The 14,945-nt window shown below is 70.7% G+C and carries 15 protein-coding genes and 1 other annotated feature; of the genes, 12 read left to right on the plus strand and 3 right to left on the minus strand.

The genetic code is table 11. The features are described 5' to 3' along the window. Positions 1 to 25: 25 nt before the first annotated feature. Both ABS52_06525 and ABS52_06530 read left to right on the plus strand, forming a co-directional pair. Positions 26 to 457, plus strand: a complete 432-nt coding sequence (locus ABS52_06525; protein ODT04033.1) for a hypothetical protein — start codon at positions 26 to 28, stop codon at positions 455 to 457. Further along, positions 457 to 1,029 (plus strand): hypothetical protein, encoded by a 573-nt coding sequence (locus tag ABS52_06530; protein ODT04034.1) that lies wholly within the window; start codon positions 457 to 459, stop codon positions 1,027 to 1,029. The genes ABS52_06525 and ABS52_06530 overlap by 1 nt, the downstream gene beginning before the upstream one ends. Here the strand turns inward: ABS52_06530 and ABS52_06535 are convergent. Further along, the gene (locus ABS52_06535) at positions 986 to 2,143 is read right to left on the minus strand and encodes an alanine racemase (protein ID ODT04035.1); all 1,158 of its coding nucleotides are present in this window, start codon (positions 2,141 to 2,143) and stop codon (positions 986 to 988) included. The genes ABS52_06530 and ABS52_06535 overlap by 44 nt on opposite strands. Before the next feature lie 138 nt (positions 2,144 to 2,281). After that, positions 2,282 to 3,724 (minus strand): hypothetical protein, encoded by a 1,443-nt coding sequence (locus tag ABS52_06540; GenBank protein ODT04136.1) that lies wholly within the window; start codon positions 3,722 to 3,724, stop codon positions 2,282 to 2,284. A 359-nt stretch (positions 3,725 to 4,083) separates the two neighbouring features. Further along, positions 4,084 to 4,165, plus strand: a binding site (cyclic di-GMP riboswitch class I). Positions 4,166 to 4,227: 62 nt separating this feature from the next. Between ABS52_06540 and ABS52_06545 the strand changes: the two genes are divergently transcribed. The 8 genes from ABS52_06545 to ABS52_06580 all read left to right on the plus strand — a co-directional run bounded on the left by ABS52_06545 (position 4,228) and on the right by ABS52_06580 (position 12,126). Next, positions 4,228 to 5,142 (plus strand): hypothetical protein, encoded by a 915-nt coding sequence (locus tag ABS52_06545; protein ODT04036.1) that lies wholly within the window; start codon positions 4,228 to 4,230, stop codon positions 5,140 to 5,142. A 210-nt stretch (positions 5,143 to 5,352) separates the two neighbouring features. Beyond that, positions 5,353 to 5,907: a hypothetical protein gene (locus ABS52_06550; protein ODT04037.1), complete on the plus strand. Its 555-nt coding sequence runs from the start codon at positions 5,353 to 5,355 to the stop codon at positions 5,905 to 5,907. After that, positions 5,895 to 6,713 (plus strand): hypothetical protein, encoded by an 819-nt coding sequence (locus ABS52_06555; protein ID ODT04038.1) that lies wholly within the window; start codon positions 5,895 to 5,897, stop codon positions 6,711 to 6,713. The genes ABS52_06550 and ABS52_06555 overlap by 13 nt, the downstream gene beginning before the upstream one ends. A 12-nt stretch (positions 6,714 to 6,725) precedes the next feature. Further along, positions 6,726 to 8,228, plus strand: coding sequence for a hypothetical protein (locus ABS52_06560; GenBank protein ID ODT04039.1), 1,503 nt, complete (start codon positions 6,726 to 6,728; stop codon positions 8,226 to 8,228). Beyond that, positions 8,225 to 9,043: a hypothetical protein gene (locus tag ABS52_06565; GenBank protein ID ODT04040.1), complete on the plus strand. Its 819-nt coding sequence runs from the start codon at positions 8,225 to 8,227 to the stop codon at positions 9,041 to 9,043. Before ABS52_06560 ends, ABS52_06565 begins: the two co-directional genes overlap by 4 nt. Positions 9,044 to 9,301: 258 nt before the next feature. Continuing rightward, on the plus strand, positions 9,302 to 9,895 hold the full coding sequence (locus tag ABS52_06570; protein ID ODT04041.1) for a hypothetical protein: 594 nt from the start codon (positions 9,302 to 9,304) through the stop codon (positions 9,893 to 9,895). A 14-nt stretch (positions 9,896 to 9,909) separates the two neighbouring features. Then, a complete protein-coding gene (locus tag ABS52_06575; GenBank protein ID ODT04042.1) occupies positions 9,910 to 11,583 on the plus strand; it encodes a hypothetical protein in 1,674 nt (557 codons plus the stop codon). 39 nt (positions 11,584 to 11,622) lie between these two features. Further along, on the plus strand, positions 11,623 to 12,126 hold the full coding sequence (locus ABS52_06580) for a GTP-binding protein (GenBank protein ID ODT04043.1): 504 nt from the start codon (positions 11,623 to 11,625) through the stop codon (positions 12,124 to 12,126). A 51-nt stretch (positions 12,127 to 12,177) separates the two neighbouring features. On the opposite strand, the gene ABS52_06585 is transcribed toward ABS52_06580, so the two are convergent. Next, positions 12,178 to 12,738, minus strand: a complete 561-nt coding sequence (locus ABS52_06585; GenBank protein ODT04044.1) for a hypothetical protein — start codon at positions 12,736 to 12,738, stop codon at positions 12,178 to 12,180. A 235-nt stretch (positions 12,739 to 12,973) separates the two neighbouring features. Between ABS52_06585 and ABS52_06590 the strand changes: the two genes are divergently transcribed. Both ABS52_06590 and ABS52_06595 read left to right on the plus strand, forming a co-directional pair. Beyond that, positions 12,974 to 13,996 (plus strand): hypothetical protein, encoded by a 1,023-nt coding sequence (locus ABS52_06590; GenBank protein ID ODT04137.1) that lies wholly within the window; start codon positions 12,974 to 12,976, stop codon positions 13,994 to 13,996. A 79-nt stretch (positions 13,997 to 14,075) separates the two neighbouring features. After that, complete coding sequence (locus tag ABS52_06595) at positions 14,076 to 14,945, plus strand: hypothetical protein (protein ODT04045.1); 870 nt, start codon at positions 14,076 to 14,078, stop codon at positions 14,943 to 14,945.

The raw sequence follows: 14,945 nt of genomic DNA on the forward strand, positions 1-14,945 counted from the left end.
AGGAGCGAGGCGTATCATCCGCCGCGTGTGCATCGCGGGGCTGGTCGCCATTCCATGGTTGGTGGCGTGTGCCGACTTCGACGGTGTGCTCGATCCCACGTTCGGGCTCCCCGACGTGGTCGTCGCGTCACCCACGTTGAGCCATGACGTCCAGCCCATCCTCGACCGTCGGTGTGCCTTCGGGGGCTGCCACTCCGCCACCACGCGGCAAGCGGGGCTCTCCCTGGTGGCCGGCGCGTCGCACGCCGCCCTGGTCGGTCGCCCGTCGCGGCTCAGCCCTGGCGACACCATCGTCATTGCCGGGGCGGCCTCACGGTCGTGGCTCGTGCGCATTCTCTCGGACGACCCCGCCCTCCGCGCCGGGGTGAGCCGGATGCCGCTCGCGGCCCCCGCGCTCACCGACAACCAGCGGGCGACGATCGCCCGCTGGATCGACCGCGGTGCCCCGCCGGACTGATGATGGATGAGGTGACGCGCCTGCGGCTCGATGCGCGCTCGCTTGGCGTCGAGTTCATTGCGTGGCTAGGCCCGTTTCCCGTGCGCGGTCGCTTCGACGACGTGCGCGGGACGTTGGTCCTGGCGGGCACCGACATCGCGCGCACGACCCTCGAGGTCGTGGTCGCCGCCGAGAGCCTCTCCACCGGCCTCGCCGCGCGCGACCGTCACCTGCGCGGGCCGTCTTTCCTCGACGCCCGGAGGCATCCGTTCATCTCATTCACGAGCCGACGCGTGCAACGGGACGACGGGGAATTGCGCGTGGCGGGGACGCTGCTGCTCCGTGGCCGCAGTTGCGACGTCGTCTCGACTTGCCCCGTCTCGCGCCTCGACGACGCGGAACGCTCGGGGCACGTGTCACTCCGCGGCCGCATCGACGTGCCCATCCGCGAGTACGGGATCGCGATCCCGCGAGGGATCGATCGCCTCAACCCGATCTTCCTGGTCGTGGGGCGCCGCGTTCGCGTGCACGTCTCGCTCGTCGTTCCGGCTACGCTTCTCCGGCCGATGCTCCTCCCCGCCCCCGCGCGCTGACCGGCCAGCTCGATTCGATGACCTCGCCGCGCACGCCGAGGATCGTGTCGTTGAGGTGCACGACGATGCAGACGTGGTTCGGGACGAGCCGCACGAGGTCGCCCACCCGCGGACGCCAGGCAGTGCGGCTGAGGTCGAGGATCCCGTGCTCCTCCGACATGCGTTGCACGGTCACCTCCGGCCGGTCGACGAGCGCCGCGAACCCTTCCCCCGACACCCCGCGAACGGGCTCGCGTCCCAGCGCCTTGCAGCCGGCGTCGATGACGGCTTGCCCGGGGACGGCGGTGCTGATCACGGTGGCCAGGACGGTGAACGCACAGTCGTCCCATGCACACGCGCCGATCTCGGCGGTCGTCCGGTCGTTGTAGACGTACGTTCCGGGGCGCACCTCGGTGACATCCGGGATCTCGTGCATGCGCCAGGCGGCCGGGGTCGACCCGCCGCTGACCACCCGGGGACGCACCCCCGAACGCTCCATGCGCTCCAGCGCGGCACGCAGGTCGCGGCGCAGCTGCGCCAGCTTCGCGTCCTGCTCGCCGACAGGCTCGCGGATGTGCCCGGGATAGAAGGTGATCCCGGCAAATTGGAGCGGCGGCTGCTCGGCCACACGCATCGCCAGGGCGATGGCGTCGTCGACGCTCTGCACGCCGACCCGGTGCATTCCCAGGTCCAGCTCGACGTACACCTGCACCGGGCGATCCATGATCCGCGCGGTGGCGGCGAGCTCGTCGACCGCGATCATCGAGTCGACGGCCACCGTCAGCTGCACGCGCTCGGGGAGTGACAGGACGCGTGCCAGCCTGGGCGCCCCGAGCAACGGGTAGGCGAACAGGAGGTCGCGCGTCACGTCCGCCATCACCTCGAGCTCCCGCGGCGTGGCGCAGGTGAGCCCCACCGCCCCCAGGCGCAGCTGCTCCGCCGCGATGCGCGGCGACTTGTGCGTCTTCACGTGCGGCCGGAGCGACAAACCGTGTATTGCGGCATACTCGGCCATCCGGTCGAGGTTCTGCGACAGGCGATCCAGGTCCACGAGCGCCGCCGGCGTCTCCACCTGGTCGAGGCGCTGGGGCGCCGAATCGGGATCGGACTGGAGCGAGAGGTGGGGGCGACGCATGGGGACCAGAAGACGAGAAGACGAGAGGACGAGAAGACGAGCGGCGCTAGTGTACGGCGGGAGACGGTACGTTCGTAAGTGCTCCGGGTCACCCTCTCGCGACCGCCCCGCGGGCCTTCCCGCGTCTCACCCCGCAGCTCACCCCCACATCCCGAGCAGGCGCCACCAGGCCGGCCCCAGCACCCCCCAGATGGCCAGCGTCACGACCGACGTGATCAACCCCAGGCGCCACCACTCGCGCTGGCTCACGTACCGGGCGCCGAAATAGATCGGGGCAGTCGTCGTGCCGTAGTGCGTGAGCGCGGCGTCGAGGTTGGAGGCGTACGCCAGCGCCAGGACCGCCAGCTGCGGCGGGGCGCCAGCGGCCAGGACCACCACCAGGAACGGGGTGAACATCGCCGTGGCGTGCGCCGTGATGCTGGCAAAGGCGTAGTGCGCATAGAAATAGACGAGGACCAGCACCACCAGCGCCGCCCCCCACGCCCACCCCGCGGTCATCCCGGCCGCCACCTCCGCGAAGCGCTTGGTGATCCCCGTCTCGCCTAACGCCTCGGCCATCCGCACCAGCCCGCCGTACCAGATGAAGACGTCCCACGCGGCACGGTCGCTCATCACGTCGTCCCACTCCAGCACATCGGTGACGAGGAGAAAGCAGACTCCCATGAGCGCCACCACCGCGTAGTTGATCCCATGCCATCGCGTCGTGATCCAGAGCAGCGCGACCACCACGAACACCAGCAGCATCATCCACTCGCCCCGCGACGGCCGCCCCATCCGCTCCAGCGCGCTGCGCGCGAGTTCGGTGGCGTGCGGCGTGTGCGTGATCTCGGGGGGCGAGAGGCGGAACAGGATGAGGGGGACGACGAGGAGCGAGACGATTCCCGGGACGATCCCCGCCACCAGCCACGTCGTATAGCTCAGCGTCACCCCGCTGACCTCCTGCGCGAAGCGGGCGATGAGGACGTTGGAGGCCTGCCCCGTCAGGAACATCGCGCAGGCGATGACGTCGCACTGGTAGATCGCGACCATCAGATACGCCCCCAGGCGCCGGGCGCTCGCGCCGGGGTGCGAGTCATAGGCGTGGGCCAGCGACCGGGCGATCGGGAAGATCACGCCGCCCGCCCGCGCACTGTTCGAGGGAAGGATCGACGCGAGCACGGTGTCGGTCCCGACCAGCGCATACACGAGCCCGATCGAACGCCGGCCCAGCGCACGAATGAAGAGGTAGGCGATCCGTTCGCCGAGTCCCGTCTTCATCACGCCCCGCGAAATGAAGAAGGCGCAGAGCACGAGCCAGACGAGCGGGTCGCCGTATCCCTTGAGTGACTCCGCCGGCGTCATCGCTCCCGTGACGGCAATGGCGCACACGCCGAACAGCACCACGGCGCCGGCCGGGGCCGGGCGAAGGATCGATCCGATGATCGTGGCGATGAAGATCGCGAACAGGCGCCACGCCTGGGGGGTGATCCCCTCGGGCGCCCCGACCGCCACGATGCCGAACCCCACCCCGAGCACGAGAAGCCACCGCCACCAGACCGCTGGCGTGTCGGGAGACGTGGCCGCAGTCTCGACCGGGTTCATCGATTCGTCGTGGGTGGGGTCATGGGGCGCCAATATGTCGATGCGAGGGGCGTTCGTCCCGTCCCCCCGGGGGCTGCTTCACCCGCTCGAATGCGTAGGCCGTCGCTGGCGTGTGCGCGTCGCCAAGGCCACGGGTGTTGTCGGCGAGTCGCAACACGTGGCCGGGTGCGCGACGGGGACGGACGCTCGTGCGGCAGGAATTGCCGTATCGCCACTCCTCGCCACAACGTCAGTCTGGCCTGGCCTCCCCGGCGCGCACCGCCAAACGACAGGTTCGGCAGCGCCCGTCGGCACGCGGCTGCAACCTGCCCAGTCCGGCACGAGGCGGGCACAGACAATGCATAAGAACCTTCCCGTCTCCTTCGAAAAGGCAACGCGACCGCAAGGTCGCCGCGCAAAGCGAGGGGTCTCCGTGGCTCCTGAGACCGCCCCGCTGCCGAAAAGGAGAATCCTGGCGCTTGCCGCCGCACACCTGGATTCTTTCCGATAGGAGAGCCCCAAACATGAAGGTCACTCGTCTCGGGCGCCTGGCGCCCGCCTTGGCCGTCGCCGCACTCGTGGCGGCGTGCGCCGACCAGCCTACCCCGTTCGCTCCGACCCTCGCGCCGTCCGCGCCGTCGCTGGCGGTGACCGGCAAGCCCAATCTCAACGATCGCGGAAGTTTCGAGGGCGAACTGTGGGTTTGCAAGGACGGGACGCCGTCGGCCGTCTCGTTCAACTTCGACTACGTCGTGACGAATGCGTCTGATGGAAGCACCGTCGCCTCGGGAACTGTTGCCGTCCCCATGGGACAGTGCGTGATGGCGGCGTCGACCGGGACTGCGGGTGGCGGTTTCAATGCGTCGGTGACGGAGCAGACCCCGCTCGCAGCGGACTGGGCGCTGACCTCGATCGTGGCCGAGTTCCCCTCGGGCATCAACAACCCGATGGTCCCCGTCGTCAATGTCGTCAGCTACAACGTCTCCAACGTTCGCATCAACAACGACTGGGGCGCGGTCGTGACCTTCACGAACACCTACACGCCGCCGCCGCCCCCCTCGTACTGCACGCTGACCCAGGGCTACTGGAAGAACCACACCGAAGACTGGGACAGCGGCCAGAACTACGTCGACTCCGGTGACATCTTCTACAACTCGGGCAAGACGTACATCGAGATCATGAACACCCCGCCCAAGGGTGGCAACGCCTACCTGCAGCTGGCCCACCAGTTCATCGCCGCCAGCCTGAACGTCGGTGGCACCTCGGGTTCGGGTATCGCCGCGGTCGACGCGGCCCTCGCCGGCGCCGACGCCTACTTCGCGGCGGCTGCGGCCGGGATCCCGGCGCCCACGGGGGCGACCAAGACGCAGCTACAGGCCTGGGCCAGCACCCTCGGCAGCTTCAACGAGGGGCTCACCGGCCCGGGGCACTGCAACTAACACCAAGCCGGGCCTGTAGATAGGCCACGACAAGCCAGGACAATTCAGGACGCGGGGGGTGCCGAGTGCACCTCCCGCGTCTCTGTTTCCCCCCCCAGCGAGCACGACCGATTGGCGTTCGGGCCGCTGCCGCGCAACCATTCCCGCCGAGGCCGTGTCCCAAGGGCGTTCGCGTGATCGGCTCCCGCCGACGCGCCGACGACCAAGCCAATGGTGGGGTGGGTGATCGAGCGAGCGACCATCGAGCGCGCCAGGACGGGGGATCGTTCCGCCCAGCGCGAACTCTACGAGAGCAATGTCGACCGGATCTACCGCGTGGCCTTCCGCCTCGCGGGAGACGAGGATCTCGCGCGCGACTTCACCCAGGAAGCCTTCATCCGCGCCTTTCAGCGGCTGGACGATTTCCGCGGCGACTCGGCCTTCTCCACCTGGTTGCACGCCATCGCGGTATCGGTGGCGCTCAACGGACTGCGCAAGGTCAAGCGGCTCAGGACGCGGGAGACGGCACTGGAAGATGCGGCATCGATCGGCACCGCGTCCCGCCAGGCCGACCCCGACCTGCGCGAACGGCTGTATCGCGCCATCGACGCGCTCCCCGAGGGATATCGCACGGTCTTCGTGCTGCACGACGTGGAGGGGTACACCCATGAGGAAATCGGCCAGATGCTGGGCATCCAGGCCGGGACTTCCAAGGCGCAGCTCTTTCGCGCCCGGGGCCGCCTGCGCGAGGCGCTGGCGGATTTCGCAGGAGCATGGACGGCATGACTGACGACGAGAAGTTCGACCACTGGCTGCAGTCGGCGGCGCGCGACTACAACCGCCCTGCCGGCGACGCCCCCCGCGAGGCGATGTGGGCGGCGATCGAGGCGGCCGCGGCGCACCCGCAACACGGGGCGCATGGGGGTGACGTGCGCGACGGCCACGGGGCATCGCGCGCCATCGGTGACGGCGCCGGGCGTGGCGTGGGAGCGCTCCCCGCGCGACGCCTCCGCTTCACACCGCACCTGTGGCAGGCGGCGGCCGCGCTCCTCCTGTTGGCCGGAGGGATCGGGATCGGACGCGTGTGGCAACGGAGCACGGCACCCGAGCCAGCGCTCGCCGCTGCCGGTCGCTCCCCCGACACGACACGCGGCCAGGCGAGTGCGCCGCCATCGCTCGCGTCGGCACCGTCAGTTGCACGCGGCGCCGCGGCACTGGCCGGGAGCCCGGCTGGGAGCCCGGCCGCGAGCGAGAGCTACGACATCGTCACGGTGCAGCACCTCTCGCGCGCCGAGGCGCTCCTGACCTCGTTCCGCGCCGGCGGGGGGGGCGACACGGCGACGGCAGGGACGCTGGACCGTTGGGCACGCGACCTTCTGGCCGACACGCGGCTCCTCCTCGATTCGCCAGCGGCGAGCGATGCCCGTCGTCGCCACCTCCTCGAGGACCTCGAGCTGGTCCTTGCGCAGATCGTGCAACTCCCGGCCGAGTCGTCGGCCGACCGGGCCCTCGTCCAGCGCTCCATCGAGCGCGGGGCCGTGCTCTCCCGCCTTCGTTCGACCATTCCCGCCGGCTTCGGCAGCGGCACGTAAGGAGACATAGTCATGATTGCCTCACGAATCCTCGGTCACTCGCTCGCCGCGTTGTTCCTGGCGGCGGGGTCGGCCGTCGCCCACGCGCAGGGTACGGCGCCGCGCCTGCGCGTCGTGGTCCCGGACGGCCACGATCTCGCCGGACTGGCACGCCTCGCAGACCTCGCGGATGCGCATCCATCGCCCCGCGCCACCCTCTGGTCCAGCGACCAGGTGGCGGACTCGCTCTATCGCCAGGCGCGCGAGCGCATGAACCGCGGCGACTACCTGCGCGCCGCCGAGCTCTTCATGGAAGTGGCGCGTCGCGCGGGGAAGCAGCCGCTGGCCGGCGACGCGATGTACTGGCGCGCGTATTCGCTGTATCGCGAGGGGTCGTCGTCCTCGCTCCAGGGGGCGCTGGCCTCGCTCTCGCGGCTCAGCCAGGAGTTTCCGTCGGCTGCAAGCCAGGGGGACGCGAACACGCTCCGCATCCGGGTGTGCGGCGAACTGGCCCGCCGCGGCGATGCGCAGTGCGCCGCCGAAGTGGCGCAGGTGGCCCGCCCGGAACGCCCGCAGCCCCCGGCACGTCCGGATGTCCCGGATGTCCCGGCGCGTCGCGAGCGGTCCGCGAGGGCTCAGGCCAATTCGCAGGACTGCCCCGTGGACGATGACGACGAGCGCATCGCCGCGCTCAACGCCCTCCTGCAGATGGATGCCGACCGCGCCCTCCCCATCCTGGAGAAGGTGCTGGCCCGCCGGGACAAGTGCTCGACCGCGCTGCGCCGCAAGGCGGTCTTCCTGGTCTCGCAGAAGGGCGACGCTCGCGCCGCCGACATCCTGATGGAAGCGGTGCGCAACGATCCGGACGCCGAGGTGCGCGAACAGGCGGTCTTCTGGCTCGGGCAGACGCGCGACGAGCGCGCCGTCCAGATGCTGGAGGAGATCCTCAAGAAGGAGAACAGCGGCGAGGTCCTCGACAAGGCGGTCTTTGCCCTGTCGCAGCACCGCAGCGAGCGCGCGGCCACCATCCTGCGCGACCTGGCGCAGCGCGACGGCGCCCCGCTCAAGGTGCGCGAGCAGGCCATCTTCTGGCTCGGCCAGCAGCGCAACGCCGGCAACGCCGACCTCCTCAAGAGCCTGTATGCGAAGGTCGACGCCGAGGAGCTCAAGGAGAAGATCATCTTCTCCATCTCGCAGAACCGCTCGGCCAACAACGGGCGCTGGCTCCTCGATGTCGCACTCGACGAGAAGGAGCCGATGGAGATGCGCAAGAAGGCGCTCTTCTGGGCCGGCCAGAGCCGCGGGCTGTCGATGGACGAGCTGGGGAACCTCTACAACCGGATCGGCAACCGCGAGATGAAGGAACAGATCATCTTCGTCTATTCGCAGCGGCGCGACCCGGCGGCGGTGGACAAGCTGATGGAGATCGCGAAGACCGAGCAGGATCGCGACCTGCGCAAGAAGGCGATCTTCTGGCTGACGCAGTCGCGCGATCCGCGCGTGGTCAAGTTCCTCGAGGAGATCATCGGCCAATGAAGCCCGCGATCCGGATGGCGGCCGGCGCCCTGCTCCTGGCAGGCGCCCTGGCCCCCGAGACGAACATGCAGGCCCAGGGGATCGCGCAAGACGCCGCGCAACGCCTCGCAGCGGTGCGCTCGGGGACGGTCCGCTTCACCGTGACGCTCCGTCCCGAGGTGTGTGGATCGGGGCAGAATGTCTGGCGCACCCGCGACGGGAGGCAGCGCACCTCATGGGGCGGTCGCGACACGCGCGACGTGGAGTACGATGTCGATTGCGACGCCGGGCCCGGACGGGTTGTTGTCGAGAAGGACGGTGGAGCGGTGCGTGACCTCCGCTTCTACGTCGGCGGGCGATGGCGCTCGTCCTCCACGGCGACCGACCTCGGCCAGGTGAGCACCCGCGAGGCGGCGAGTCTCCTCCTCGCCATCGCCCGCGCCAGCGACGGAAAGGCCGCGCGCGACGCGATCTTCCCGCTGACCCTCATCGATAGCGTCGAAGTCTGGCGCGACCTGATGCAGCTGGCGCGCGACGACGCGCGCCCGCGCGAGGTGCGACGGCAGTCGGTCTTCTGGCTCGGCCAGCTGGCCGAGACCCCGGCCACCGCCGGCCTGGACGAACTGGTCGGTGAGGACGCGCTGGATCGCGACGTGCGCGAGCAGGCGATCTTCGCCCTGTCGCAACGCCCGCGCGACGAGGGCGTCCCGGCACTCGTGAAGGTGGTGAAGACGAGCCGCGACCCCGAGCTTCGCCGCAAGGCGCTCTTCTGGCTCGGCCAGTCGGGCGACCCGCGTGCGCTCGCGCTCATCGAGGAACTGCTCGCCCGACGGTAGAAGCAGCGCGAGGCGGCGCGGCGAAACGCGGGGCAACTCGGGGCAGCCGGCCGCGGGACGGGCGCGGGACGGGCGCGGGACGGGCGCGGGTACGACATCCAGGATCGGCGGTTTCGGGAGCGCATCGGGCTCCCGGGACCGCCGATCGGCATTGACAGCCCCGATCGCGGCCCGTAACTAGGCGATCCAGCGCAGGTTGAGGCACCGGCGGCGACTGGCGGTGCGGACGCGGCTGGCGATCGACCTTACCACGAACGGGTGGCCGCCCCTGGGGCGCGCCGCCGGGGGCGGGACAGGATGAGCGACATGCTGGATGGGGCCGCGACGGAGGCGCCGGCGCAGGGCGACTCGGGAAATGTCGACAAGATCCGCGACATCCTCTTCGGCGCGCAGATGCGGGACTACGACCGGCGATTCGTCGGGCTCGAGGAGCGGCTCCTGCGCGAGTCGGCGGAGCTCAAGGACGACATGCACCGGCGCCTCTCCGCCACCGAGCAGTACCTGCGCGGGGAGCTCGAGCAGCTGACGGCCTCGCTCTCGGCAGAGCAGCGCGACCGCACCCAGGGGGTGCGGGATGCGATGGATGCCACCGCGAACGTGAACCGCGAGCTGTCGGACCGCATCGCGGCCCTGGCGGAGCAGGTGGCGCACCAGCATCGCGAGCTGCGCAACGCGATGAACGACCAGTTCCGCCAGTTGCAGGAAGACGCCGAGCGCCGGCACCAGGAGCTGGCGACCGCGATCCGCCGCGAGGCCTGGGAGCTCCGCTCGGCCAAGGCCGACCGGACCGTCCTCGCGGCGATGTTCGCCGAGTTCGCGCAGCGCCTCGTGGGCGACGGCGAGGCGCGTTAGGCGCGCGCGGCGCGATGGCCGACCGCTGGCAGGAGCTGCGGGACCTCCTGGTCGACCCGGAGCGCGAGCGCATCCGGGAGATCGAGCGCAAGCTCGCCAACCCGGCCCTCCACGTCGACGAGGTCGCGCGCGTCCTGCCGGAGGCGATCACTCGCCGCGCGGCGGGGGACGATCGGCTGGGGGCGGCGCTCGGGCCGGTGGTGGGCGAGGCGATTCGCTCGTCGGTGCGCCGCGACCCGCAGCCGCTGGTCGATGCGATCTTCCCGGTCATGGGACCGGCCATCCGCCGGGCCATCGCCAATGCGCTGGGCGAGCTCGTCCAGTCGCTGAACACCACCCTCGACCACACCTTCTCGCTGCGGGGGCTGGCGTGGCGATGGGAGGCGATGCGCACCGGACGGTCGTTCGGCGAGGTGGTCCTCTCCCACTCGCTGGTCTACCGGGTGGAGCAGCTCTTCGTGATCCACCGCGCGTCGGGGCTCCTGATCGACCATCGCACCGCCCCCGGGGTGCAGGCGCTCTCCCCCGACATGGTCGCCTCGATGATGACGGCGTTGCGTGACTTCGCCCGCGACTCGTTCCACGCGGCGGAGCACGAAGGGCTGGACTCGTTCGCGTTAGGCGACCTGACCGTGTGGGCCGAGAGCGGGCCCGGGGCGGTGCTGGCGGCGGTCATCCGCGGCGAGCCGCCGCGATCGCTGCGCGCCACGCTGCAGCGCGCGCTCGAGGAGGTGCACCTGGCCCATGGCGAGGCGATCGACCGCTTCGCCGAGACGGGCGTCGCCTTCCCCGTGCGCGACGGCGTGCTCGAGCGCTGCCTGGTCACCAAGGCGCAGGAGCGCGCCGCGCGTCCCGCCGCCTGGCGCCTCTGGGTCGTGGGGGCGCTGGTGCTGGCGGGCGCGGGGTGGTGCGCCGTCCCGCGGGTGCTGGAGCAGCGCCGCTTCGACCGCTACCTCGGGGCGCTGCGCCGGGAGCCCGGGGTGGTGATCGCCTCGACGGGACGGGAGCAGGGACGACGCTTCATCGTGGGGCTGCGCGACCCGCTGGCGCGCGACCCCGGCGCGATGGCGGCTGCGGCCGGCTTCGACTCCACCCGCCTCGACGCCAAGTGGGAGCCGTACGTGGCGCTCCACCCGGCGTTCGTCGTGGCGCGCGCGCGGGCACTCCTCGTCCCGCCCCCCGCCACATCCTTGCGGCTGGCGGGCGACACGCTGGTCGCCCAGGGAGTGGCGCCCGCCGCGTGGCGACGGGAGGCGCAACGCCTCGCCCTCGCCGTTCCCGGAGTCGCGGCGTTGCGCCTGACGGATCTGGCCGACTCGGCCACCGTCGCCCTCCGTGCCGCCGCCGACTCGCTGGAGGCGGTCACCTTCGACTTCCCGCTCGGGAGCGCCCTCCCGGTCGCGGGCCAGGGGCCCCGCATCGACTCCCTGGCCACGCGCATCCGCGCCTTCCTCGCCAGCGCCGCGCGCGCCGAGCACGCCGCCACGATCGAACTCGTCGGCTCGGCCGACAGCGTCGGCACCGAGGCCACCAACGCCATCCTCCGCCAGGCCCGCGCCTCGCGCCTGCGCGCCGCCCTCATCGCCCGCGGGGCCGATCCTCGGTGGCTGGTGGCGACGCCAGACACGAGCGCCCTCGACCGCACCCAACGCAAGGTGCACCTGCGCATCACGCTCGCGCAGCCGTAGCTTCGGATTCCCGTCTCCCGTCTCCCGCCCGCCCTCCCCATGCCCGTCGTCCAGAGAAAAATCTGCATGCTCGGCGCCACCGGCGTCGGGAAGACCAGTCTCGTCAGGCGCTTCGTCGAGTCGATCTTCTCGGAGAAGTACCAGGCGACGATCGGCGTGAAGATCGACCGCAAGCTCGTGGAGCTGGGCGACACCACGGTCGCGCTGCTCCTCTGGGACCTGCAGGGGGAGGACGAGTTCCAGCGCGTGCGCATGTCGTACCTGCGCGGCGCCTCGGGGCTCATCTACGTCGCCGACGGGACGCGTCCCGAGACGCTCGCGACGACCCGGTCGATTCGAACGGTCGCCGAGGAGGCCGTCGGCGACATCCCGTCGATCCTCCTGCTCAACAAGACCGACCTCGCCGGCGAGTGGGCGCTCGACGATGCTGCCGTCTCGGCGAACGGGCCGACAGGGGTCCCGGTCCTGCGCACCTCGGCGCTCACGGGGGACCAGGTGGAGGAGGCGTTCCATCAGCTCGTGCGCCGGATGATCGGCGCGTAGGCGCCGGATGATCGGCGACGGGTGGGCCGGCATTCGTCGGTGCGATGCCTGTCAGCCCGCGAAGGGAGCTCGGGGAGTCTCGGGAATCTCTGGAGTCTCGGGAGCCTCGCCGGCGATCGGCTCGCCTCCACGCGCAAAGGCGAACGCGCCGCCAACCGCCACCACCCATGCCAGCGCCCCCACCATGCGCACGCCGCGTGCGATCTCGCGGTCACGCCCCAGCGCGTCCCATTCGGTGAGGAGATACCACCAGTCGTGCACGGCGTTCTCGCCTCCCAGCAGCGGGAGCTCCTGCGCGCGCGCATCACCGATGTACGACGCGACGTTGAGGAGGTTGACGGCGACCCATGCCAGCACGACCGATGCGGCAAATCGGTCGCGACGCGTGACGAAGTAGGCGACGAAGGCGAGCGGGACGAGGAGCTGGAAGAGCGAACCTCCCGCGGTCATGCCATGGTCGCCGAATGGCTGGAAGATCACGTGCCCCGCCTCATGGATCGCGAGGTCGACGTCGTCCAGGAGGTCCCAGTAGTCTGCGTTGGCGAGCCGCCTCGCGGCGTAGGCGGCGAGGAGGGGGACGGCAAGGAGTCGGAGGGCGAGTCGGGGCTTCATCGGGGTTTACCCGGAAGACGACTCGCCCCGGTGGATTGGCACCCGGGCGGCACCGCGATTAGCGTCGAGGGAGGGTGCCGCGCGCGTAGCGGCGATGTCGTTCATCCCTTTCCTCCGAAGGCACGTCCCGGTGAAGACGATTCGTTCGATGGCCGGCCGCCGCGCCGCTCCCCAGGTGGCGCCGGTGGCGCCGGTGGCGCCGGTGGCGCCGGTGGCGCGGTTCGCGCGCGCCACGCTGGTCGCGGCGCTTGCTGCCGTGGCGCTCCTCGTCCCTGCATCGACCGCGCGGGCGCAGGGTGCGCTGATCGTCCTCAACAAGGGTGACGCGCGGGCCTCCATCGTCGACCTCGCGAGCGGGAAGATCGTGAAGACGTACCCCACCGGCGAGGGCCCGCACGAGGTGGCGGTGAGCCCCGATGGGCGCACGGCGGTGGTGGGGAACTATGGAGGGCAGGCACCGGGGAACTCGCTCACGGTGCTCGACCTCGCCGGGCGTGCCGCCCCGCGCACCATCTCGCTCGGCGAGTACCGGCGGCCGCACGGAATCGTCTGGCTGAAGGACGGGCGCCGCGTGCTGGTGACGGTGGAGATGAGCCGCGCGCTCCTCGTGGTGGACGCGATGGCTGGCGCGGTGGAGCGGGCGATCGCCACCGACCAGCAGGGGACCCACATGGTGGCGCTTGCCCCCGACGAGTCGATGGCGTACACGGCGAACATCGGATCGGGGAGCGTGAGCCGGATCGACCTGGCGGCCGGGAAGGCGGTGCAGGTGAAGGTGACGGGGAAGGGGCCCGAGGCGATCGACGTTTCGCCCGACGGGCGCGAGGTCTGGGCGGCCGACCGCACGCTGGACTACATCACGATCATGCGGGCCGGCACGCTGGACTCGTTAGGCTCGGCGCCGACGCGTCGCTTTCCCAACCGCCTCAAGTTCACCCCCGACGGCCGGCGCGTTCTGGTCTCCAACGCGGCGGCCGGGGCGATCACCGTGTACGACGCCGCCACGCGCGCGCTCATCAAGGCCATCGAGATCCCCTTCGACCCATCCAGGAAGAAGGCCGAGGTGGTCCTGGGTGACATGGGGAACAGTGCGGTCCCGCTGGGGATCCTGGTCGAACCCAACGGCCAGCGGGCCTGGGTGGCGACGGCGGCCCTGGGCGAGGTGGTGGAGCTCGACCTGGCGACGCTGTCGGTGCGTCGCACGATCGACGCAGGAAACAACCCGGATGGCATGGCCTTCATCGCCCGCCTGCCTTGACTTGCCATCGCACGACGCGTAGAAACCGACGCGGGGCGCGCACGTCGCGTGCCCGGGTCGCAAGACGATAGGGGATGACATGTCCAGCGTGGTGTACCTGAACGGGGAGTTCCTCCCGCGTAGCGAGGCCAAGCTCTCGGTGGACGAGCGCGGCTTCTTCTTCGGCGATGGCGTCTACGAGGTGACCCGCGCGGTCGACGGGCGCCTGTTCGAATCCGGCCGGCACCTCAAGCGACTGGCGCGCGGGCTCAAGGAGCTGCGCCTGTCGCCATCGGTCTCGCTCGAGGAGATCGAGGCGATCTCGCTCGAGCTCCTCAAGCGCAACGACATCACGTCGGGCGAGGGGACCGTCTACCTGCAGATCACCCGCGGCGCCGCCCCGCGCACGCACCACTTCCCCCCCGCGGGGACGCCGTGCACGGTCTTCCTCTCGGCCGGGCGTTTCACCCTCCCGACCGACAAGCGCGCCCAGGGCGTCGGCGTCGTCACCTACCCCGACATTCGCTGGTCGCGCTGCGACATCAAGACGGTCAACCTCCTCGGGGCGGTGATGGCGAAGCAGTATGCCACCGATCATGGCGCGTTCGAGTCGATTTTCGTGAAGGAGAGCGCGGTAACCGAGGGGTCGCACACCAACGTCTTCGGTGTCATCGACGGTGAGCTGCGCACCTACCCGTCGTCCAACCTGATCCTCCCCGGCATCACGCGCGACGTGGTGCTCGAGCTGGCGCGCGAGACCGGCGTCCCGGTCAACGAGACGCCCTTCCACATCCACCACCTCCCGGACCTCCAGGAAGCGTTCCTGACGGGGACCACCACCGACGTGATGCCGATCGTCTCCATCGACGGCAAGGCGGTCGGCGACGGGAAGCCGGGGAAGGTGACGATGGCGCTGTACGACGCGCTCGCCGCGCGCCTGTACGGGGCCGTCGGCGCCGGCAAGCGTTAG

It is taken from the genome of Gemmatimonadetes bacterium SCN 70-22 (genome assembly GCA_001724275.1).
Taxonomy (GTDB): Bacteria; Gemmatimonadota; Gemmatimonadetes; order Gemmatimonadales; family Gemmatimonadaceae; genus SCN-70-22.